21 protein-coding genes are annotated in these 19,018 nt (G+C 45.5%); 8 read left to right on the top strand and 13 right to left on the bottom strand.

Annotated elements, in window-relative coordinates:
• Positions 1-4 precede the first annotated feature (4 nt).
• Together nfsA and OC538_RS13140 are read left to right on the top strand one after the other, a co-directional pair.
• A complete protein-coding gene (nfsA, locus tag OC538_RS13145; protein WP_262176081.1) occupies positions 5-736 on the top strand; it encodes an oxygen-insensitive NADPH nitroreductase in 732 nt (243 codons plus the stop codon).
• Positions 737-989: 253 nt separating this feature from the next.
• The gene (locus OC538_RS13140) at positions 990-2,159 is read left to right on the top strand and encodes a class I SAM-dependent methyltransferase (protein WP_262176078.1); all 1,170 of its coding nucleotides are present in this window, start codon (positions 990-992) and stop codon (positions 2,157-2,159) included.
• Positions 2,160-2,206: 47 nt separating this feature from the next.
• Here the strand turns inward: OC538_RS13140 and OC538_RS13135 are convergent, their stop codons facing one another.
• Together OC538_RS13135 and OC538_RS13130 are read right to left on the bottom strand one after the other, a co-directional pair.
• Positions 2,207-2,767, bottom strand: coding sequence for an integrase (locus OC538_RS13135; RefSeq protein WP_262176074.1), 561 nt, complete (start codon positions 2,765-2,767; stop codon positions 2,207-2,209).
• Positions 2,768-2,942: 175 nt separating this feature from the next.
• Positions 2,943-3,614 (bottom strand): diphthine--ammonia ligase, encoded by a 672-nt coding sequence (locus OC538_RS13130; protein WP_262176071.1) that lies wholly within the window; start codon positions 3,612-3,614, stop codon positions 2,943-2,945.
• Positions 3,615-3,748: 134 nt separating this feature from the next.
• Between OC538_RS13130 and OC538_RS13125 the strand changes: the two genes are divergently transcribed.
• Positions 3,749-4,249: an RNA polymerase sigma factor gene (locus tag OC538_RS13125; RefSeq protein WP_262176068.1), complete on the top strand. Its 501-nt coding sequence runs from the start codon at positions 3,749-3,751 to the stop codon at positions 4,247-4,249.
• Positions 4,242-5,117 (top strand): DUF3298 and DUF4163 domain-containing protein, encoded by an 876-nt coding sequence (locus OC538_RS13120; protein WP_262176064.1) that lies wholly within the window; start codon positions 4,242-4,244, stop codon positions 5,115-5,117. The genes OC538_RS13125 and OC538_RS13120 overlap by 8 nt, the downstream gene beginning before the upstream one ends.
• Before the next feature lie 39 nt (positions 5,118-5,156).
• Here the strand turns inward: OC538_RS13120 and OC538_RS13115 are convergent, their stop codons facing one another.
• From OC538_RS13115 to OC538_RS13075, 9 genes are all read right to left on the bottom strand, one after another.
• Positions 5,157-5,678: a DinB family protein gene (locus tag OC538_RS13115; protein WP_251695408.1), complete on the bottom strand. Its 522-nt coding sequence runs from the start codon at positions 5,676-5,678 to the stop codon at positions 5,157-5,159.
• A gap of 307 nt (positions 5,679-5,985) precedes the next feature.
• Positions 5,986-6,483 carry a PCYCGC domain-containing protein gene (locus tag OC538_RS13110; protein WP_251695409.1) on the bottom strand — a complete coding sequence of 166 codons (498 nt, stop codon included), beginning with the start codon at positions 6,481-6,483 and terminating at the stop codon, positions 5,986-5,988.
• Positions 6,484-6,547: 64 nt separating this feature from the next.
• Complete coding sequence (locus tag OC538_RS13105) at positions 6,548-6,961, bottom strand: HIT family protein (RefSeq protein WP_251695410.1); 414 nt, start codon at positions 6,959-6,961, stop codon at positions 6,548-6,550.
• Position 6,962: 1 nt separating this feature from the next.
• Complete coding sequence (gene fumC, locus OC538_RS13100; RefSeq protein WP_251695411.1) at positions 6,963-8,345, bottom strand: class II fumarate hydratase; 1,383 nt, start codon at positions 8,343-8,345, stop codon at positions 6,963-6,965.
• Positions 8,346-8,442: 97 nt separating this feature from the next.
• Positions 8,443-9,372, bottom strand: coding sequence for an HD-GYP domain-containing protein (locus OC538_RS13095; RefSeq protein WP_251695412.1), 930 nt, complete (start codon positions 9,370-9,372; stop codon positions 8,443-8,445).
• A gap of 111 nt (positions 9,373-9,483) precedes the next feature.
• Positions 9,484-10,752, bottom strand: coding sequence for an ABC transporter permease (locus OC538_RS13090; RefSeq protein ID WP_251695413.1), 1,269 nt, complete (start codon positions 10,750-10,752; stop codon positions 9,484-9,486).
• Positions 10,742-11,440 carry an ABC transporter ATP-binding protein gene (locus tag OC538_RS13085; protein WP_251695414.1) on the bottom strand — a complete coding sequence of 233 codons (699 nt, stop codon included), beginning with the start codon at positions 11,438-11,440 and terminating at the stop codon, positions 10,742-10,744. Before OC538_RS13085 ends, OC538_RS13090 begins: the two co-directional genes overlap by 11 nt.
• A gap of 211 nt (positions 11,441-11,651) precedes the next feature.
• A complete protein-coding gene (locus tag OC538_RS13080) occupies positions 11,652-13,199 on the bottom strand; it encodes a flotillin family protein (protein WP_251699528.1) in 1,548 nt (515 codons plus the stop codon).
• Positions 13,200-13,234: 35 nt separating this feature from the next.
• Positions 13,235-13,768 (bottom strand): hypothetical protein, encoded by a 534-nt coding sequence (locus tag OC538_RS13075; protein WP_251699529.1) that lies wholly within the window; start codon positions 13,766-13,768, stop codon positions 13,235-13,237.
• Between the two features lie 223 nt (positions 13,769-13,991).
• On the opposite strand from OC538_RS13075, the gene OC538_RS13070 reads away from it, so the two are divergent.
• The 4 genes from OC538_RS13070 to OC538_RS13055 all read left to right on the top strand — a co-directional run bounded on the left by OC538_RS13070 (position 13,992) and on the right by OC538_RS13055 (position 18,329).
• The gene (locus OC538_RS13070) at positions 13,992-14,612 is read left to right on the top strand and encodes a DUF47 domain-containing protein (RefSeq protein ID WP_251628042.1); all 621 of its coding nucleotides are present in this window, start codon (positions 13,992-13,994) and stop codon (positions 14,610-14,612) included.
• A gap of 12 nt (positions 14,613-14,624) precedes the next feature.
• Positions 14,625-15,623, top strand: coding sequence for an inorganic phosphate transporter (locus OC538_RS13065; RefSeq protein ID WP_251695420.1), 999 nt, complete (start codon positions 14,625-14,627; stop codon positions 15,621-15,623).
• Positions 15,624-15,781: 158 nt separating this feature from the next.
• Positions 15,782-15,982 carry a cold-shock protein gene (locus OC538_RS13060; RefSeq protein ID WP_060205704.1) on the top strand — a complete coding sequence of 67 codons (201 nt, stop codon included), beginning with the start codon at positions 15,782-15,784 and terminating at the stop codon, positions 15,980-15,982.
• Between the two features lie 217 nt (positions 15,983-16,199).
• Positions 16,200-18,329: an MMPL family transporter gene (locus OC538_RS13055; protein ID WP_262176042.1), complete on the top strand. Its 2,130-nt coding sequence runs from the start codon at positions 16,200-16,202 to the stop codon at positions 18,327-18,329.
• A 59-nt stretch (positions 18,330-18,388) separates the two neighbouring features.
• Here OC538_RS13055 and OC538_RS13050 read toward each other — a convergent pair whose 3' ends face one another.
• Together OC538_RS13050 and OC538_RS13045 are read right to left on the bottom strand one after the other, a co-directional pair.
• Complete coding sequence (locus OC538_RS13050; RefSeq protein ID WP_251695422.1) at positions 18,389-18,526, bottom strand: hypothetical protein; 138 nt, start codon at positions 18,524-18,526, stop codon at positions 18,389-18,391.
• A 6-nt stretch (positions 18,527-18,532) separates the two neighbouring features.
• Complete coding sequence (locus tag OC538_RS13045; RefSeq protein ID WP_262176038.1) at positions 18,533-18,997, bottom strand: hypothetical protein; 465 nt, start codon at positions 18,995-18,997, stop codon at positions 18,533-18,535.
• Positions 18,998-19,018 lie beyond the last annotated feature (21 nt).

Raw genomic sequence — 19,018 nt, 5'->3', positions numbered from 1 at the left:
AGATATGATCATCGATTTATTGACATCACACGCATCCGTACGAAAATACAAGGACATTCCTCTTTCAAAGGAAGACGTCCAGGAACTGGTCCACGCAGGCCAACATGCGGCAAGCTCCCATTTTGTCCAAGCCTATTCCGTCATCCATGTCACCGACCAGGAAAAACGGGAACAGCTAGCTGAGCTTTCAAAGAATAAAAGGCAGTTTCTATCCGCCGGAGCGGTGTTAATTTTCTGTGCAGATTATTGCCGATTAGCAAAAGCCGCTGCTATGCATGGCAAGGAAATCGATTATTCCCACGCAGAAAACGTGCTCGTCGGCTCCATCGATGTAGCACTCTTCGCCCAAAACGTAGCCATCGCTGCAGAATCAAAAGGATATGGCATTTGCTATATCGGGGGCATTCGCAATGCCCCTGAGGAAATAAGCGAGCTACTAGGACTCCCGGATGGCGTCGCGCCAATGTTCGCCATGTCCATCGGCGTTCCTGACGAAGCGAACGAAGTGAAACCGAGATTGCCGATCGAAGCGATTATCCATGAGAACAGCTATGATACGGACAAGTATGCCGAGATTCTGCCTGCCTATGATCAAACAATGCACGACTATTACCTCAATCGCGGGTCGAACCAAAAGGATACGGCATGGTCTGTGCAAATGGCCGACTTCCTCGCCGAACCTAGACGGACGTATATGAAAGAATTCTTGGCGAAGCGCGGATTCACATTTAAATAAAACTTGAACGCGTAATTACGCATAAAGTGTTCCAAAAGCTCTTAAATCTATTTATTCACGCATAAATCGCACCAAATACGCATAAACGCGATAAACAACGCATAAATCCTGGTAAAAGCTCACAAATTCGTTAACTCGCGCATAAATCGGTTTATCCACGCATAAACGGCAGTTCACTTCACGGGATTAGCAAACGCTAATCCCTTTTGATATTCTTATACATACATACTCGCCCGAAAAGAGGTCCATCATTATGCAATTTGAAGAACTAGTCAATGAAATCGTCCGCCGAATTCAGGAAGGATCATTCATCCAAGGAACGATCAGTCAGCCCCGTTACAAATCGACCGGCTTGCAGAAAGTGAAACTAAAGCCGGTGGAAATTAAAAAAGAAGTCCATATTCAATTTGAATATCACTACGAACGAATTTTAAAACATGAAAATATAAAAATCTCAGACATCCAGACAACCCTCCATCAACTTTTGGAGCAATTCAAGCAGATGCATGCGGAATTCACGGATGAGAAAGTCCATATCCAGCTGACGAAAAAATTCAAAGTTTCCTGGAAAGGTGAAAAGGCGGCAGTGACGAAAAAAGTCGACTTGTCGCATAACCGGAAAAAGAACTATCTTTTGGACGATGAAACTCTTTACCCTTTTCTAGTCCGTCTTGGCGTGCAGTCTCCTGAAGGAAAGGTGAAAAAGCAGAAATACGACAAGTTCCGGCAAATCAACCGCTTTGTCGAATTCATCGATGACGCGCTCGCTCACTTGCCAAAAGATCGTCCCGTCCGTATTTTGGACTTTGGGTCCGGAAAATCCTATTTGACGTTTGCCCTCTATCATTACTTACATATTGAAAAAGGGTTGGATATCAGAGTGACGGGGCTTGATCTGAAAAAGGAAGTCATTGAAGAATGCAATTTGATTGCGATGGATCTTGGCTATGAACAGTTGGAGTTCCTCGTCGGTGATATTAACGATTACAACGAGGAAACGTCCGTGGACATGGTCGTCACTTTACATGCATGCGATGTTGCAACGGATATGGCATTGGCACGCGCTGTCAAATGGGGAGCGGAAGTTATTTTGAGCGTCCCTTGCTGTCAGCATGAACTGTTCTCGCAAGTCCAATCACCTGCTCTTGAAGTGATGCTCCAACATGGGTTAATCAAAGAACGCTTCTCGGCACTTGCCACCGACTCCATCCGCGCTGAAATCCTGTCACTCGTCGGATATGACGCTCAGCTGCTTGAATTCATTGATATGGAGCATACACCGAAAAATATTTTGATCCGGGCGTATAAGACCGGTAAAAAACCGACGGCTGAAGGTTTCGCCAAGTACGAAGGATTCCGTGATTTGCTGAACGCGAAGCCATTTTTGGAACGGGAGTTAAAGGCAGCTGGGTACTTACAATAAAAATGCAAAAACCGCCCCTGATTCCTCAGACTGGCGGTTTCTTCATGTTATATAGATAATAATTCCTCTTGCGTGTGTATAAACCCATTATAAATTTTCAAATCTGCCTCATATGCGACTCGATACGTCGAAAGGCTATGCGCCTTCACTTTATCAAAACTGACTCCATCAATGATTTCGAAAAAGCTGTTCAATATTTCAGCATTTACCCATGCGGTTTCTTCGAAAGCAATGTCTGCTTCATGCTCTTCAATCAGCGCCGTCATCAACTGCAGATCCGTAGGACGTTTTTCAGCGGCGGCCTGTTTTTTCATGAGAATGATTTCCTTTGTGCGGTCGAGTGAGTCGAGCAATGCTTTACGATCCATTGCATGCCCCAACTCGTGGATGGTCAATACACGAAGATACGTTTCCAGTGGCATCGATTCGGGGAGTTCTTGCCAAGCTTTTTTAACACGGTCAATGTCGACAATGACTTCATCCTTGATGAAATCATACATCATATTGACGCCCGTGCTTTCCTGCTTGAGCTCCACATCCATGTTAACTGCACGGATGGCCGATTCGATTACAGCGACGATTTTCGATTCCGTCATTCGTTCATTCATTCTCTTTCCCTGACACCCTTTACTGTTAAGTTTCTATCTATGTTAGCCAAATTGGCATGTATACTTTTCATACATGAGCTTTTTCCAAGCAACCTTTACATTATAAATAAATTACAAATATATTTCAACAGGGAAATTCCAACTTACACTAAATTGTCAAAAATATGCTAACTCACTAAGTTGGCATGTTTGTTTCCAACCCCACTTCTAAGAATACATATCCATCACGCTCATGCTGCCCTTTGAATTCTATAGGTACACGTTTTTTGAAAATCGGTCCATCGACGACAACGGTATGGAATTCCCCCGATTCCCCACACGAATCAATGCTGAGCGACTCGAGTTCATCCATCAATTCAATCGTGAATTCACGCCCGATGAATTCTGCAGGCATCATGTTTGTATTCACTACAACAATGTATGCTTCAAAACCTGAATGCACGAACTCCTCCAATAATCGACGGCGAGGTTCCATCCATAGGGGGTGAACTGCATTCATTCCGACTTTTGCACATGCTGCTCGAACCCAAGTCAAATGATCTTCGAGGTCGATATCCCCAAAAACTCCATCAGCGATGCCCGCATCTACGCATTCTTTCATTGCATCTAAAAATTGTTCTTCGTATCTGTTCCAGTCGGCACCACGGATCATCAAAGGAATACCGAGGCTGTTCGCCTGCGCCCGAATAATTTCCAATGGCAAGGCATGTGATTTCGAACGTTCTTTATCCTCTTCAAACATCGTCCAAATCCGTTTAGCGACTCCGCCAGCTTGAAGTGCGCGATAATACGCCAACGCCGAGTCCTTTCCGCCACTCCAAGAGGCGACGAATGGTTGGTTGTTCATTTGCAACACGTTCCCTTACGCTATATTGCTAAAATTATAACATATGCTTGGAAAACTATTTTACTGCATCAGCCGTCCATACTAATGAGACGTGATCGCGATACGTTATTTTTAGAGAAGGTGACCCGATTGTCATGACAAGAGATGAGAAATTCGAATTGGTTGAAAAATACATTGTAGAAAATCAGCACATATATTATCGGCTCGCGTTCAGTTACGTGAAAAACAAAGAGAATGCTCTTGATATTGTGCAGGAAGCGATTTACAAAGCACTTCGATCCATTGACCGGCTGGATGAAGTGAACTATTTGAAGACATGGCTATACCGGATTGTCGTCAATACTTCTATTGATTTCATTCGAAAACATCAGCGGGTGTCCATTATGGAAGACGATGTTTTGGAAAGTCATTTACCAACTTCAGAAAATGAAATGAGCGATTTAGATTTACAGGATGCGGTCGATCAGCTTCCACCGACTTATAAAACGATTATCATCCTGCGATTTTTCGCGGATCTGAAACTCGATGAAATTGCCGAAATAACTGGAGATAACCTCAATACGGTGAAGACAAGGCTGTATACAGCTTTGCGGAAATTGCGTGTTGAGATGGGAGAGGAGCAAACGTATGAGTAAAATGGATAAGTTGAAGAATGATTATGAGAACATCGAGATTCCCGAAGAGTTGGATCGAGTTGTGAGAGCTTCCATTCATGAAGCGAAAATGAAACAAAGAAAGAAACGCCCTGTTTCTAGGAATATCATAATTGGAGCTGTGGCAGCCGCGGCACTTTTCATTGGCAGCATTAATGTTAGTCCAGCTTTCGCTAAATCAATGGTGAATGTACCTCTTTTAGGTTCAATTGTTGAAGTGTTCACTGTACAACAATTGAAAGTCGATGAAGGTACTTATCAGGCAGATGTCTACACACCTATCATAACTGGATTGGAGAACGAAGAATTACAGGCAGCTTTGAATGAAAAGTATGTGAAAGAGAACAAGGAGCTATTTGAGCAATTCGAGAAGGAGATTGCCGAACTGAAGGAACTAGGCGGCGGACATCTCGGTGTAGATGCAGGCTATGAAGTGATGACGGATAATGACCGGATCCTTTCGATCATGCGCTATCAAGTGAATACAGTCGCTTCTTCATCGACAACAATGCAATACGATACAATTGATAAAGTCGATAATGTATTGATAACGTTACCTAGCCTTTTCAAAGATGATTCGTATATCGCGGCGATTAACACCTATATCGCAGATGAGATGGAACGGCAGATGGCGGCGGATGAAATGATCTCTTATTTTACCGACAATGAATATGGTGAAGGCTTTACGACGATCAAGCCTGACCAAAACTTCTATATAACAAATGATCAAAAGCTTGTGATTTCGTTTGATAAATATGAAGTTGCTCCCGGTTATATGGGTGTTGTGACATTTGAAATCCCAACCGAAGTTGTGAGGGATCTGTTGGTGAGTGATGTATATATTCAATGAAAAAGAAGTCCCCGAACAATATTGTGTCGGGGACTTTCATTATTCGGCCGCTTCTAAGGAGAAGCCGTTTATTCGTAGTTCATCAATCGTCTTCTTCAATTGCTTTAAATGGCATTTTTCGTACAAGCCGACAACCGGAAACCATTGTTCCAAAGGCATCAAACCGATATTCGGGTGCTTGAATGACTTCTCACGCAATTGATCCTTGCAACTGCAATCATAGACATCGAGCAAATAAATTCTCGAGTTATGAAGCTCCTCTTTTATTTCCGGAATCGTTTTATACGTATTTGTCGGTTGCGTTTGCATAGGAAGATCTCCTTTGACGAGCAAGCTTCCAGAAAGAACGATCATTTTCTTTGAGGCTTTGGGACTCTTCGGATTCTTCAATTCTCCTGCTATTTTTGAAGCTATATATGTTTCCATCAATGCAAGATGCTCCAAGATTTGCTTTGGAGACCAGCCGCCTGTTGACGGAGTACCGTTGAACTCTTCATCAGTCATCCCATCGATGGTTTGATAGATTTTTCTGCGGATTTTATTATTCCCCTCAAAAACCATTATATCTCTCCTCATGTAGAACGAAATAGGAGCATTCAATTCTCTCCCACAGCATACGACGTTTTGAAGAAAATTTAAAGTGGTAAAAACATATTCAGAAAAATAAATTGTTGGTTATATTTGTAATAAAGATGTTTATGCGCTTTTGAACAGATTTATGCGTATATATAAGCATTTATGAGGCATTTTCGTGATATATGCGCATCTTTTATGACTTATGAGCCTTTGAAGCAATTTATGCGTCTTTTCTAGAGTTTATGCGCGTATTGTAAAAAACGCTCCATCCTGGTCGGATGGAGCGTTGTGATTATGCAGGCATCGGCGTGTCTGTCGGTTCTGCATAGCCTTCTTTGTATGTTTCATCGATGAATTCACGGATTTCTTTCATCGACTTGCCTTCTTGTTTCATTTGTACCGATTTAACCGCAATCTCCAAGCATACGAGACAGCGTGTTCCATGGTCGTCCCAGACGACAGAACCGTCTTCGCGGATTTCATCGACGAAGCAGTTCAAGTTGTGGCCATGCCCGGCACTTTCACCGCAGCCGCAATAGCAGGGCATATAGGTAAGCACATCAGAGGCGGATGCTGCAACTTGATAGACAAGTCGCATATCCTCGGGCTTGTCATCCAAAAACTTCGGCAAGACTGAGGCTGATTCAGTTACTTCCTGCAAGTCCCCATTCGGCAAATGTTTTTCATGGCCCACTTCCAAATGTTCGTCTTCCGAGTGTTTTTGCGCCTTCTCACCGCAAGCGGAAAGGATAAGGATCAGTATAAGCATGATAGGCATTAGTTTCTTCATTCATGTCTACTCCTTTGCTACGTCATTGTCCTTCCATCATATCGGATAATGGTAAGGAGTAGGGTTACAACTTTGTGGACATTGCGCCTCGTTTATTCTCTTTCTGCTTGATCCAATAACGGATGCCTTTGCCAGCTAACGGCTCATCTGAAAACCGTGGAATGACATGTAGATGGGCGTGCGGAATCGTCTGCCCACCCACTACATCCGTATTCCATCCAATCGTATAGCCTTCGTGGTCATAACGTTCTTCCAAGTATGCCTTCGCTTTCAGCAAGAGCTCCTGCGTATCCCGCCACTCTTCAGGCGTCAATGAAAACACATTTTCCACATGCCGTTTCGGTACGATTAAGCCACTGCCTTCCAACACTTTTTGCTCGGAAGGCTTTAGGATATAGGCGCATGTTTCTGTCTCAAAAATGATTTGCTGTTCTGGATCCGCTGCCAGATTACAGTAGGGGCAATTTTCTTCGTACATTTTAACGGCCGATCATCTTGGACGGATCAACATATTCATCGAATTGCTCCGCTGTTAATAAACCCGTTTTCAATGCAGCTTCCTTCAACGTCGTGCCTTCTTTATGAGCCGTTTTCGCGATTTTCGCAGCGTTTTCATAACCGATATACGGATTAAGAGCAGTTACAAGCATGAGCGAGTTTTTCACTTTGCTATCAATCTCTTCCCGGTTCGGTTCGATGCCGACAGCACAGTTGTCATTGAAGCTGCGCATGCCGTCTGCGAGAAGCTTTGCAGATTGCAGGAAGTTGTAGATGATGACCGGCTTGAAGACGTTCAGTTCAAAGTTTCCTTGGCTTGCTGAAAATCCGATTGCTGCGTCATTCCCCATCACTTGAGCAACGACCATTGTGAGAGCTTCACTTTGCGTCGGATTGACTTTGCCCGGCATGATGGAGCTGCCCGGTTCATTTTCGGGAATCGTGATTTCGCCGATACCTGAACGCGGGCCGCTCGCTAACCACCTAACATCGTTCGCGATTTTCATCAAATCTGCTGCAAGGGCTTTTATCGCACCATGCGTATAGACGACTTCGTCATAGCTTGTGAGAGCGTGAAATTTATTGTCAGCAGAAGTGAATGCGATACCGACTGATTTCGAAATTTCTTCAGCGACTTTTTCACCGAATCCTTTCGGTGCATTCAGTCCTGTACCGACAGCAGTTCCGCCGATGGCAAGTTCCTTCATGGATTGGACGCTTTCGTTCAGCATTTTTTCCGTCTTTTCAAGCATGCGATGCCAGCCGCTGATTTCTTGGCCCAGTGTAAGAGGTGTTGCGTCTTGCAGATGTGTACGGCCGATCTTGATAATATCCATGAACTCTTCGGATTTCTTGCCGAATGTTTCTTTCAAGACTTGTAGGGATGGCAGCAATTCACGCTCCACTGCAATCACGCCCGCGACGTGCAGTGCAGTCGGGAATGTGTCGTTGGAGCTTTGCGATTTATTCACATCATCGTTCGGATGAAGGCGCTCGTCCTCGCCCCACTCCTCCAACAGCTGGTTGCCCCGGTTTGCGAGTACTTCGTTCATATTCATGTTTGATTGCGTTCCACTGCCGGTTTGCCAAACGACAAGCGGGAAATGGTCGTCCCATTTGCCTTCAATCACCTCTTCAGCAGCCGCCACGATTGCTTTCATTTTCACTTCCGATAGATTGCCAAATGAGTTGCTCGCAATCGCAGCCGATTTTTTCAAATGGGCGAACGCACGGATGACGCCGATCGGAATCCGTTCTCCACCGATTTTAAAGTTCTGCTTGCTCCGCTGTGTCTGCGCGCCCCACAACTTATCCGCTGGCACTTTGATTTCTCCAAACGTGTCATGCTCGATACGATATTCCATTTTCCCTCCGCCTTTCAATAGATTATTCAAACTCCTCTTTCTATCATGCACCTTTTTAGAGTTGAAATAAAATGAAAAGACCCGGTTATCCGAGTCTTTAAGAATCAGGCTGATTTTTTTCCTGGTATATTTCTATGAAACTATCCACTACATCGGGATGGAATTGTGTTCCTTTGCCTCTTCTCAGTTCCTCGAACGCCTCTTCTGCTGTCACCGCTTTTTTGTAGACGCGTTCCGTTGTCATTGCGTCATAGGCATCGACGACGGAGACGATGGCGGCTTCCAGGGATATTTCGTCCCCTTTCAATCCATAAGGGTACCCTTTGCCGTCGTAACGCTCGTGATGCTGTTCAACGATGAATGCGGCATCTTTCAGCCACTCCACTGGATGGGCGCGCATAATGTTAGCCCCGGCTTGGGAATGTAATTTCATAATTTCCCACTCTTCCGGCGTAAGAATTCCAGGCTTATTTAAGATTTCGAGGGGGATTGCGAGTTTACCGATATCATGGAAGTGAGCACCCCATCGCAACAATTTCAGTCTGCATTTCGGTTGGTCCATCCGCTTCCATACTTCAATGGCATATTGCCTGATCCTGTCGCAATGGTGATACGTATAGCCGTCCACAAGCGCGACTGCATCAATTTCGGTTTGCAAAGTTTGGGTTTCATAAAATAATTGTTCATAGAAGTCCGCATCCATTTTCATAAGGATTTCCGCGTCGGATGTTCCGTAAAACGTGACGACCTTGTCGTAACAGGAAGCGTCCAGCGTTTCTCCGATATGCATTTTTGTGCGCGTTCCACGGTATTCAATATCGACTTGACCATCCAGCAGCGTGTACGTTTCGACAATTGTGTTCTCAGGGTTATATTGGGCGCAGAATGAGCCTCCTTCATTCAATGAAAAAAGGGCTTCCGCAACGTTATTCCATCGCCCCAAATACGTGATTTGTCCTGACGTCAACCGTAATACGGGGGACAGGACATCTACTTGTCGGGGTGTGTCGTTTCGAGTGGTTCCCATAGGCATCCTCCGTCAGGCAGGTTTCGACTTTCTCCGCATGTTTCCTCCATTATAACGGACAAAGCCGGGAACTTCCATAGTTATTTTTGAATAAATAGAATATACTTTCTTTTATATTTCTTGCCTCAGCGCTTGAATGACGTCAATTTTTGTTGCTTTACGAGCCGGGCGCCAGCCAGAGATCATGGCAACTGTAATGCTTATTGCGGATGCGATGATGACAAGCTGCCAAGGAATGATGGAAAACGTGATATCCAAGCTTGCAATCTCCTCTTCCCCGAGTGCAGCTGAAACGATGATCGGCAATACCATATTGGCAAGGAAACTGACGCCGTAAGAGATGATGACTGCGATGATTGTTCCTACTATACCGATCCAAGCACTTTCCATGAGGAACAGTCTTTGGATCAGTTTCGGGCTTGCCCCGATCGCTTTCATGACGCCGATTTCCCGCGTCCGTTCCGTGACGGCCATTGTCATCGTGTTAAAGATTCCGATGGAGGCAATTAAGATTGCAATCGTGCCGACGAAGACGAGGCCAGCTTTGAATGCGAGGAAGAAGACGTCGAGCTGTTCGAGCTGATCAGCAATCGAGTAAACGGAATACCCTTCGTCTTTGAGCGCGTTGCTGACAGCTGTGACGTTCTCCAGATTATCTGCATACACATTAACGTTTCCGTAGAATAATTCGCTGTTCTCATCATCAACGTGGCTAGTGAAAATTCGGTCCAAGTCAGGCATGATGGCTGCATCCGCATATATATTGAAATCCATGATCCAATCCTTCGCCGGCTCTTTCGCGACGCCGACAATGGTCAATGTTGTTTCTTCCGGAAACAGTTCCTTTTCTTCATACAATCCCATTTTGTATGTAAACTGTTTGCCGATTAAAGATCCTTTATATGTTGAAGGCTCCGCTTCCTCGACTGTATTCGGTTCGATCAGATTTTCTGCAAAGTGGCTGCCGACAACAACTTCATATTCATTTTCCGGCAAGCGTCCTTCTTGTAAGGCGAAGCCCACTTTCGCTTCCTCTTGGAATTCGGTAACCGTCATATTATGGCTGCCGATGAATCCATCCAGTTCAGATTGCTGATTGATGCTCACAGATTGGCGGAAGACGACCGCTTTCACATGTTCACGTTTTTTCAGTTCCTCCACTTTGGCTTGGCCCATTTCACTTGAGTACACTTCAATCTCGTTCACCAACCGGTTATCAAGTATTTCATTCCGTAACGTATCGTGGATGCCGAATCCAACGGAAGCAAGCACGATTAAAAATGCTGTCCCCATCGTTGCAGCGAGGATTGTCATGAAGACGCGCAGTTTGTTCTTTTTAATATGTTGTCGGACGAAATCGATTTGATCGTTAAATTGCATGTCCGACACCCCCTTCCGTTAATTCACCGTCGTGCATCTTATAAACACGATCCGCGGTTTCCGCCACTGTGTCGTCATGTGTGATGATGATGAATGTGATGCCGCGGGTTTTGTTGAGCGATTGGATGAGCAGCAGGATGTCTTGCTCGGTCTCTGAGTCAAGGCTCCCAGTTGGCTCATCCGCAAAGATGATCGGCGGATCGGTGATGAGCGCACGCGCGATGCTCACCCGCTGCTGCTGACCTCCCGATAATTCATTTGGATAATGGTCTTGCACCTCTGCCAGGCTGACGAGCTGAAGAAGCTGTTGAACTTTTTCCCGACGGTCCTTTTTGGCCACGCCAGCGAGTTTGAGCGGCAGCTCCACATTTTCGAATGCCGTGAGACCAGGCATAAGCTGGAAATTTTGAAAGATGAAGCCGAAATGGTCAAGACGAAACTTCGCGCTCTCTGCTTCACTGAAAGCGGATGTCCGGACGTCACCGATTTGAATGATGCCGGCATCCGGTTTAAGGAATCCCGCCAATATATGAAGAAGCGTCGACTTCCCTGACCCGCTTCGTCCGACAATCGAAACGATCTCTCCCTCATTAATTGCGAAGGACAGCCCTTTAAGTACGGGCACTTGCCGCTCCTTGCCTTTCTTGCCGATTTTGAATGAATGTGTTAATTCTTGAACCTGAATCATGATTTCCCCTCCAACGTAGTAACTGTTTCTCATTGTAGGGGAAGAATCTTAAGGGGGAGTGAGGAGAAAAATGAAGAAATTCTTAAGATGTGGGTGGACTTCGGACGCGGAGCAGCTTGCTTTGGACGCGGATGGCATCACTTTGGACGGGGCCTTTGACAATTAAAAAAACACCCGTACCACGAATGTGGTACGGGTGTTCAAGCAAAGCTTATTCCTCATCAACAGGTTTCGGTTTGACTGGTGTCGGCTTCGTACGAAGTTCTTCCGCCAGGTTGTCGATGCTAGGACGAAGATTGTTTTTACCAACGTAGCTTTCCATCATTTCTTTTACATCGATGCCTGAAGAGGCTTTCAATGTTTCTTGCAGAGTGGACATCAGGTTCGTTGCGTATGATGTCACTTTATTGGCACCGCCGCCTTCACCACTGCCTGTGTCAACAACAGTGATTTTATCGATGTTCGAAAGCGGGCTTGCAATTTGCTTCGCGTATTCTGGAATCATCTTAACGATCATGTCAAGCACAGCTGCCTGGCCGTATTGTTCGAACGCTTCCGCGATTTTGCGTTTTGCTTCTGCTTCTGCGAGACCTTTCAGGCGGATGACGTCAGCTTCGGATTCACCTTGCGCACGCTGAGCGTCGGCTTTTGCCAATCCATCTAGGCGGATTTTTTCAGCTTCCGCAGATGCACGCGCTTCGATGCGGTACTTCTCTGCCTCCGCTTCTGCCATTTGACGAGACTTATCTGCAGCAGCGTTTTGCTCGATTGCGTAACGGTCTGCGTCGGCCTTTTTCTTAACTTCGGAATCATATTGCTTTTCACGGCGCAGAATCTCTTTCTCTTCCAACTCGATCTGCTTTTGACGCTCGATGATTTTGACTTGCATCTCCTGCTCCGTAACTTCCTGCTTTGCACGTGCGGATTCAAGCTCATACGCTTGGTCGGCGCGCGCTTTCGCGATATCTTGCTCGCGGCGGTAGTCAGCGACCTTCAACTGATTTTCTTTCTCCGCTTCAGCAATTTCCGTAGCACGTTCGATTTCAGCTTTTTGCGCTTCCTTCGATGCTTCTGCGTTCTTGATGCGCGTCTCTTTTTCCGCTTCGACCGTTGCAATGTCCGCATCGCGTTTCACTTGGGCGATACGCGGTTTACCGAGTGAATCCAAGTAGCCGTTTTTATCGCGTACATCTTTGATCGTAAAGGAAACGATGACAAGCCCCATTTTAGCCAAATCCTGTGAAGCGACACGTTGCACTTCCTGGGAGAACTTATCACGATTCTTATAAATCTCTTCGACTGTCATGGATCCTAGAATGGAACGTAAATGTCCCTCAAGGACTTCCTTCGCTTCATTTTCTCGGTCGGCTTTCGCTTTTCCTAAAAACTGCTCCGCTGCCGTCGCGATTTCAGTAATCGATCCACCGATCTTAATGATTGCTGTTCCGTCCGCCATGACGGGAACCCCTTGTTCTGTATACACTTCAGGCGTCGTCACTTCCAGTTTGCTTGAGAGCAAGCTGAGCGGTTCCGCTTGTTGGAACACAGGGAAGACGAATGCTCCCCCACCACGGATGATTTTGATCCGGTTGCCCGAGTCATCCGTATGTACGTTTTTCGATCCTAAATAACTACCCGTGACGATCAGCGCTTCATCCGGTCCGACTGTCTTGTACTTTGAAATGTACACAAGGATGACAGCGAGCAAAATGAACACGACAATCCCGATAACAATAAACATTCCTGAAATTCCTGGCATTCTGTTTCCCCCTTAATTAATTGGTTTTGATTTGATCATTTGAAGCGGAAAGGCTCATATTCCTTTACGATGAACGTCCCTTCCTTCACTTCGATGACCAACACTTCTTTTCCGTAGTCGATCGCTTTGTTTTCATACCCCGCAGCCCTTTTCGAAATGATGCCATTCACCGTTTCGATAATGATTTCGCCAAAGCCGTCAACAGGTACCGGAACGATGACTTTGCCGACTTGGCCCGTAAGTGATTCATCGGTATAAGCAAGCGATACTTCCGCGGATTTCAAAGGAAGGAGCACGAAGAAATATAGAAGGAAGTCTAATGCGGTCGCTGCCCCAAGCGCAATGATCAAGATCAGCAAATGATTCCATTCTGTCGTCAACTCCAAAATATAACCGACTGCTGATGTAAATGAAATGAATGCAAGAATGACTGCGGGATCCAAAATCGGACTCGCATCGCCAATCCCTTCTGCAATGTCACTGAATAGAATGTACAGCACGGTCGCTAATCCTGCGATTATGAGCACGGTCAAATAGACATGGATGACCGGCATTCCAAACACTTCCATCCTCTCACCTCGCCTTCTCCTATTTGAATTCTACTATACATACGGTCGACCGATAATAAAGTTTCAAGATTCCTGGAAATAAATTTCGATTTTTTCAACATCTGAATTCAACCTATTCGCCACTAAAAAAGAAATCAGCCCGTATATCTGTACTTATTTTTATAGTTTTTTGCTATGATAAGACTACTAAAAATTGATTCCGGAAACGGATGGAGGCTTAAAAATGTTCAGTCCACGTAAAACCGATCCTTTTTTCGCAGCTCTTTTGGAGATTGCTGAGCATGTTCAAGAAGCGATGCACTATGCGAATGACTTTAAAGTGACGTCGGTTGCAGATTTAAAAGAAGTAAGCATTAAGTTGAAAGAATATGAGACTGAAGGGGATGATTTGATTCACGACCTTATCTCAAAGCTCAACATTTCTTTCATGACACCGATTGAACGGGAAGATATTTTACAATTGGCAATCAAGATGGACGATATCCTCGACGGAATCGAACATTTCGCGGCGAATCTTGAAATGTTCTCGCTGACGGAAATCGATGAATATGTCCAGAAGTTCATGGATAATATCGTGAAAAGCTCCGATGAAATCGTCAAGGCGATGGAATTGCTTGCGAAGAAGAAACTTGTCCAGATGCGGGATCACGCTGTTTTGATCAAAGAATATGAGCGTATTTGCGATGAAGTCCTTCGCACATCGATCAAGCAGCTGTTTATCCGTGAAAAGGATCCGATCCGTATCATTCAATTCAAGGATATTTATGAGTTGCTGGAAGACATTGCGGATCATTGCCAAGACGTTGCGAACACACTTGAAACAATCATCATGCGAAACGCGTAAGGGGCAGCTTTTATGGACATGATATTGTTTCTCACGATAGCTATTGTAGTTTTTGCGCTCGCATTCGATTTCATAAATGGCTTCCACGATACGGCAAATGCCATTGCGACTTCAGTATCGACACGCGCATTGAAACCGCGGACAGCCATCTATATGGCTGCAATTATGAATTTCATCGGTGCATTGACGTTTACAGGCGTCGCCAAGACCATTTCCAAAGATATTGTCGATCCTTTCATGTTGGAAAAAGGATCACTTGTCATATTGGCTGCACTTACTGCAGCGATTGCGTGGAATTTAATCACTTGGTATTACGGGATTCCTTCGAGTTCATCGCATGCGTTGATCGGTTCGATCGCAGGTGCCGCCATTTCAGCGGCAGGGTTCGGGGTTTTGAATTACGGTGGGTTTGTCAAAATCATGCAAGCACTGCTCATTTCCCCGTTCATCGCAATTGCGGCCGGGTTCCTCATGATGACGCTTTTTAAGGTTTTATTGAAGAACCGGAATTTGTTCAAGGCGAATAAACGGATCCGTTATTTGCAGATTGGTACCGCGGCGCTACAAGCATTCACACACGGAACGAACGATGCCCAGAAAGCAATGGGGATCATTACAATGGCATTGATTGCCGCACAATTGCAGACAGGCGACGATATCCAGCTTTGGGTTCGGATTGCTGCTGCCACTGCAATGGGGCTTGGGACATCCATCGGCGGATATAAAATCATTAAGACTGTCGGTGGAAAGATCATGAAAATCCGTCCAGTGAATGGAGCAGCAGCCGATTTGAGCTCCGCCATGATTATTTTCGGTGCGACGCTCATCCATTTGCCTGTCAGCACGACGCATGTCATCTCATCCGCAATCATGGGAGTCGGCTCGGCGCAACGTGTTAAAGGCGTCAAATGGGGAGTTGCGAAAAAAATTGTCCTCACTTGGGTGATTACAATGCCCATTTCTGCCGCTCTAGCCGCCATTGTGTACCAAATTTTGAATTTATTATTCTAATACAAAACTTTTCACTTGCATTGCCAAATGGCCTCTGGTATGATAAAGGAGAATTATTTTTGTTCGGCGCGATGGTCACGATTTAACGCTTGACCGCTTCAAGACTTGAGCAAGGATAGTAACACAATGTATGCTTTGCATACAAGGAGGAAACAAACATGGAACAAGGTAAAGTGAAATGGTTTAACGCAGAAAAAGGTTATGGCTTCATCGAACGTGAAGATGGCGACGATGTATTCGTACACTTCTCAGCTATCCAAGGTGATGGCTTCAAAACTCTTGAAGAAGGCCAAGACGTGACTTTCGAAATCGAACAAGGTCAACGCGGACTTCAAGCAACTAACGTTGAAAAAAACTAATTTGAATTAACCCTTCAAAACCACTTCCTTCGGGGAGTGGTTTTTTTCGTGTTTATTCCTGGATGGTGCATGTGCTTTGGACGCGGAACCTTCCTCTTTGGATGCGCAGCTTCTTGCTTTAGACGCGATTCTCCTAAACTATTCCTTCAAAAAAGACATTCCCATCCAATTTCGTTATGATAAGGGAACAGATAGAACGATTGGGGAGGACGATGGTATGCGCACACTTGCGCTTTTTGTTACGAAGTATTATAAAACGATCATGATAGCCTGGATTGCACTTTTCATTGCCATGGCCATTTTTGCAATCCGCTTGCCTGGGCTGCTCGCGGGTGACGGCTTCAGGATGGATGGAGAACATGAACAAGTGATGAAAATCGCTTCTGAGAAATTCGATTTACCAGCAGAAACGATGTTTGTCGTTTTCGATAAAGTAAATGATGCAACGATTGCGTCCACTTTGACTGAAATTGAGAAGTTGAATCTTGCTTCCGAAGTTGTTTCTCCTTTGGATAACGAAGAGCAATATACGAAGGATGTCTCCTATGCATTGCTTCACTTTGAAAAGAACGGCAAGGATATGTCCAAAGTCGTTACAGATATCCGGAAAGCGATCGGTGAAGAGAAAGGCATTGTCCTAACAGGCCAATCTGCCATTACGAAAGACATCAATAGCGCGAGCCAACGCGATTTGATGAAGGCGGAGGCGATCGGCTTGCCAATCGCAATCATCGTACTTCTTTTTGCATTCGGTTCACTCATGGCTTCGATGGTTCCGTTGATCGTCGGCGTTGCGACAGTCGTATCGACGTTCGGCGTGTTAGCTTTAGTTGGCGGACAGATGGAGTTGGCTATTTTTGTATTGAATATCGTTCCGATGCTTGGGCTCGCTTTGAGCATCGACTTTTCACTTCTGTTCATTAGCCGATATCGGGAGGAGCGATTGAAGAGCGATGTGCTGGAGGCTGTTGCGACAACGATCCGCACGGCGGGCCGCTCTGTCATTTTCTCGGCCTTTTGTGTGTTCATCGGTCTCGGTGCTATGTTCATTATTAAAGTTGAGATCTTCCAAAACATTGCGCTCGGCGGAATGATTGTCGTCGGTATGGCAGTGCTCAGTTCAGTTACGTTGCTTCCAGCGATTTTAATAATGCTCGGCGACCGTTTGAATAAAGGCCGCGTGTTGAAGGTGAAGGAAAACGGCTCTGACCGATGGAGGCAGTTCGCCAATGCCGTTATTAAACGCCCCATTCTTATTACAATTGTGGCGCTTATTTTATTAGGCATAGCAATAATTCCAGTGAAAAATATGGATTTGACGATTCCACAGATCGATTCATTGCCGGCTTCATATGATACGCGGGCTTCGTACGAATTGATGGATGACACGTTTGGGCTTGGCAAGCGGTCGAATGTGTACTTGATCGCGGAACGGGATGGCGGTTGGTCTGACGTGGATGGCTTGGATGCAATGAAAGCATTGGAAGGCGATTTGGCAGATGATCCATTGGTCGACGAACTTACTACAATTTTCACTGCTAGCGGAGTTGGTTCTCCTGAAGAATGGGAGCAAGCGATGCAAGTACCTGAAATGAAAGCCCAGCTTGAACCGCTTCTTGATTCATTCGTTAAGGATAATCAATTATTGATTCCTGTTACGCTTCAGGCGAAAGGCACGTCCGACGAAGCGCAGCAATGGGCGCGAGATTGGTCGGAGCAATCGGAATGGAATCTGTTGGTGGGTGGTCAACCGAAGTTCAATCAGGAAATCTTTGATGAGATTTTCGGCAATATCGTGTCTGTGCTAACGATTATCCTAGTGTCGACGTTCATCATTCTCATGATTGCGTTCCGCTCGGTGCTTATTCCGTTGAAGGCAATTTTGATGAACATCGTCGGGCTCTCCGCAACGTTCGGGATCCTCGTCTATATTTTCCAATACGGCCATTTCGGAATGCATCCCGGAACAATTGCGCTCATCATTCCGATCCTCGTCTTCAGTCTCGTCTTCGGCTTGAGCATGGACTATGAAGTGTTCCTCATTTCGCGAATGCAAGAGGAATACGCGAAGACGTTCGATAACGATCATTCGACGGTCGAAGGGCTTGCGACGACAAGTAAGATCATTACATCCGCTGCATTGATCATGATTGTATTGACGGGTGCATTCGCGTTCACAGACGTCATGCCGGTGAAGCAGATTGGCGTCGGCATCGCGATTGCGGTCGCAATTGATGCAACGATCATCCGCTCGCTGCTTGTTCCAAGTTTAATGAAATTATTTGGCAAGTGGAACTGGTGGATGCCATTTAGGAAAGGTGAATACAAAGCTGGGAATTGGCATTAACTCCATGACAATAGAAAAACTGCCTGGACAACGAATTTTTCCGTTCGTCCAGGCAGCTTTTATTTTTCATCAATAATCTCAACTTGTGGGCCTTCCTGCCGTTCTTTATCAAACTCTGCTGTCATCGCAAAATAGATGATTGCAACGATTGCAAGGACAAAGACGACGAGCCCGATGACGAGCGTTCTTCCCTTCATTTGGCGTCACCCCTTGCTAAGCTTGAATTTCTCCTCTTTCAAATAGTCGACGGCTTCCTGATAATCGCCAAAGCCCTCTTCCAGATTGGTACCATGGTAAATATTGAAAAAGCCTTCTTCCCCAAGTAACGTCAGCTTCTGACCTTCCTCGTTTTCCCACACTTCTTCAATCGACTCTTCTTCCTCCGCCTCTTCGGTTGACAGTGCATGGATGGCGTCGCGGATTGTTTTTTTCAATTCTTCTTCCGTTGCTTCACGGATATTGACGAGCCCGCGGTCATCTGTCTCGTACCCTGGGACCCCTTCTACGTACACAAATCCATTGCCGTTCGGATGAAGATGCTGTACGACGACTGTTTTTTCATAAAGACTATCTTCATAATGGTAATTGAGCCGCTTCATCGACACTTCTTTCCGCGTCAGTTCAGGGAATGTCTCAATGATTTGCTGTTTTTGTTCGAATGTTAGCATGTTTTGGCCACTCTTTCTTTG

The sequence above is a fragment of the Saccharococcus sp. Marseille-Q5394 genome (assembly GCF_946901335.1).
Classification (GTDB): Bacteria; Bacillota; Bacilli; order Bacillales_A; family Planococcaceae; genus Sporosarcina; species Sporosarcina luteola_C.
The sequence above is the reverse complement of the archived record's forward strand: the minus strand, read 5'-3'. Positions and strand labels throughout refer to the sequence as shown.

What these genes read in the sequence shown, in the direction of transcription:
- nfsA (WP_262176081.1), top strand. Translation starts at nt 5, where the DNA reads ATGATCATCGATTTATTGACATCACACGCATCCGTACGAAAATACAAG.
- OC538_RS13140 (WP_262176078.1), top strand. Translation starts at nt 990, where the DNA reads ATGCAATTTGAAGAACTAGTCAATGAAATCGTCCGCCGAATTCAGGAA.
- OC538_RS13135 (WP_262176074.1), bottom strand. Translation starts at nt 2,767, where the DNA reads ATGAATGAACGAATGACGGAATCGAAAATCGTCGCTGTAATCGAATCG.
- OC538_RS13130 (WP_262176071.1), bottom strand. Translation starts at nt 3,614, where the DNA reads ATGAACAACCAACCATTCGTCGCCTCTTGGAGTGGCGGAAAGGACTCG.
- OC538_RS13125 (WP_262176068.1), top strand. Translation starts at nt 3,749, where the DNA reads ATGACAAGAGATGAGAAATTCGAATTGGTTGAAAAATACATTGTAGAA.
- OC538_RS13120 (WP_262176064.1), top strand. Translation starts at nt 4,242, where the DNA reads ATGAGTAAAATGGATAAGTTGAAGAATGATTATGAGAACATCGAGATT.
- OC538_RS13115 (WP_251695408.1), bottom strand. Translation starts at nt 5,678, where the DNA reads ATGGTTTTTGAGGGGAATAATAAAATCCGCAGAAAAATCTATCAAACC.
- OC538_RS13110 (WP_251695409.1), bottom strand. Translation starts at nt 6,483, where the DNA reads ATGAAGAAACTAATGCCTATCATGCTTATACTGATCCTTATCCTTTCC.
- OC538_RS13105 (WP_251695410.1), bottom strand. Translation starts at nt 6,961, where the DNA reads ATGTACGAAGAAAATTGCCCCTACTGTAATCTGGCAGCGGATCCAGAA.
- fumC (WP_251695411.1), bottom strand. Translation starts at nt 8,345, where the DNA reads ATGGAATATCGTATCGAGCATGACACGTTTGGAGAAATCAAAGTGCCA.
- OC538_RS13095 (WP_251695412.1), bottom strand. Translation starts at nt 9,372, where the DNA reads ATGGGAACCACTCGAAACGACACACCCCGACAAGTAGATGTCCTGTCC.
- OC538_RS13090 (WP_251695413.1), bottom strand. Translation starts at nt 10,752, where the DNA reads ATGCAATTTAACGATCAAATCGATTTCGTCCGACAACATATTAAAAAG.
- OC538_RS13085 (WP_251695414.1), bottom strand. Translation starts at nt 11,440, where the DNA reads ATGATTCAGGTTCAAGAATTAACACATTCATTCAAAATCGGCAAGAAA.
- OC538_RS13080 (WP_251699528.1), bottom strand. Translation starts at nt 13,199, where the DNA reads ATGCCAGGAATTTCAGGAATGTTTATTGTTATCGGGATTGTCGTGTTC.
- OC538_RS13075 (WP_251699529.1), bottom strand. Translation starts at nt 13,768, where the DNA reads ATGGAAGTGTTTGGAATGCCGGTCATCCATGTCTATTTGACCGTGCTC.
- OC538_RS13070 (WP_251628042.1), top strand. Translation starts at nt 13,992, where the DNA reads ATGTTCAGTCCACGTAAAACCGATCCTTTTTTCGCAGCTCTTTTGGAG.
- OC538_RS13065 (WP_251695420.1), top strand. Translation starts at nt 14,625, where the DNA reads ATGGACATGATATTGTTTCTCACGATAGCTATTGTAGTTTTTGCGCTC.
- OC538_RS13060 (WP_060205704.1), top strand. Translation starts at nt 15,782, where the DNA reads ATGGAACAAGGTAAAGTGAAATGGTTTAACGCAGAAAAAGGTTATGGC.
- OC538_RS13055 (WP_262176042.1), top strand. Translation starts at nt 16,200, where the DNA reads ATGCGCACACTTGCGCTTTTTGTTACGAAGTATTATAAAACGATCATG.
- OC538_RS13050 (WP_251695422.1), bottom strand. Translation starts at nt 18,526, where the DNA reads ATGAAGGGAAGAACGCTCGTCATCGGGCTCGTCGTCTTTGTCCTTGCA.
- OC538_RS13045 (WP_262176038.1), bottom strand. Translation starts at nt 18,997, where the DNA reads ATGCTAACATTCGAACAAAAACAGCAAATCATTGAGACATTCCCTGAA.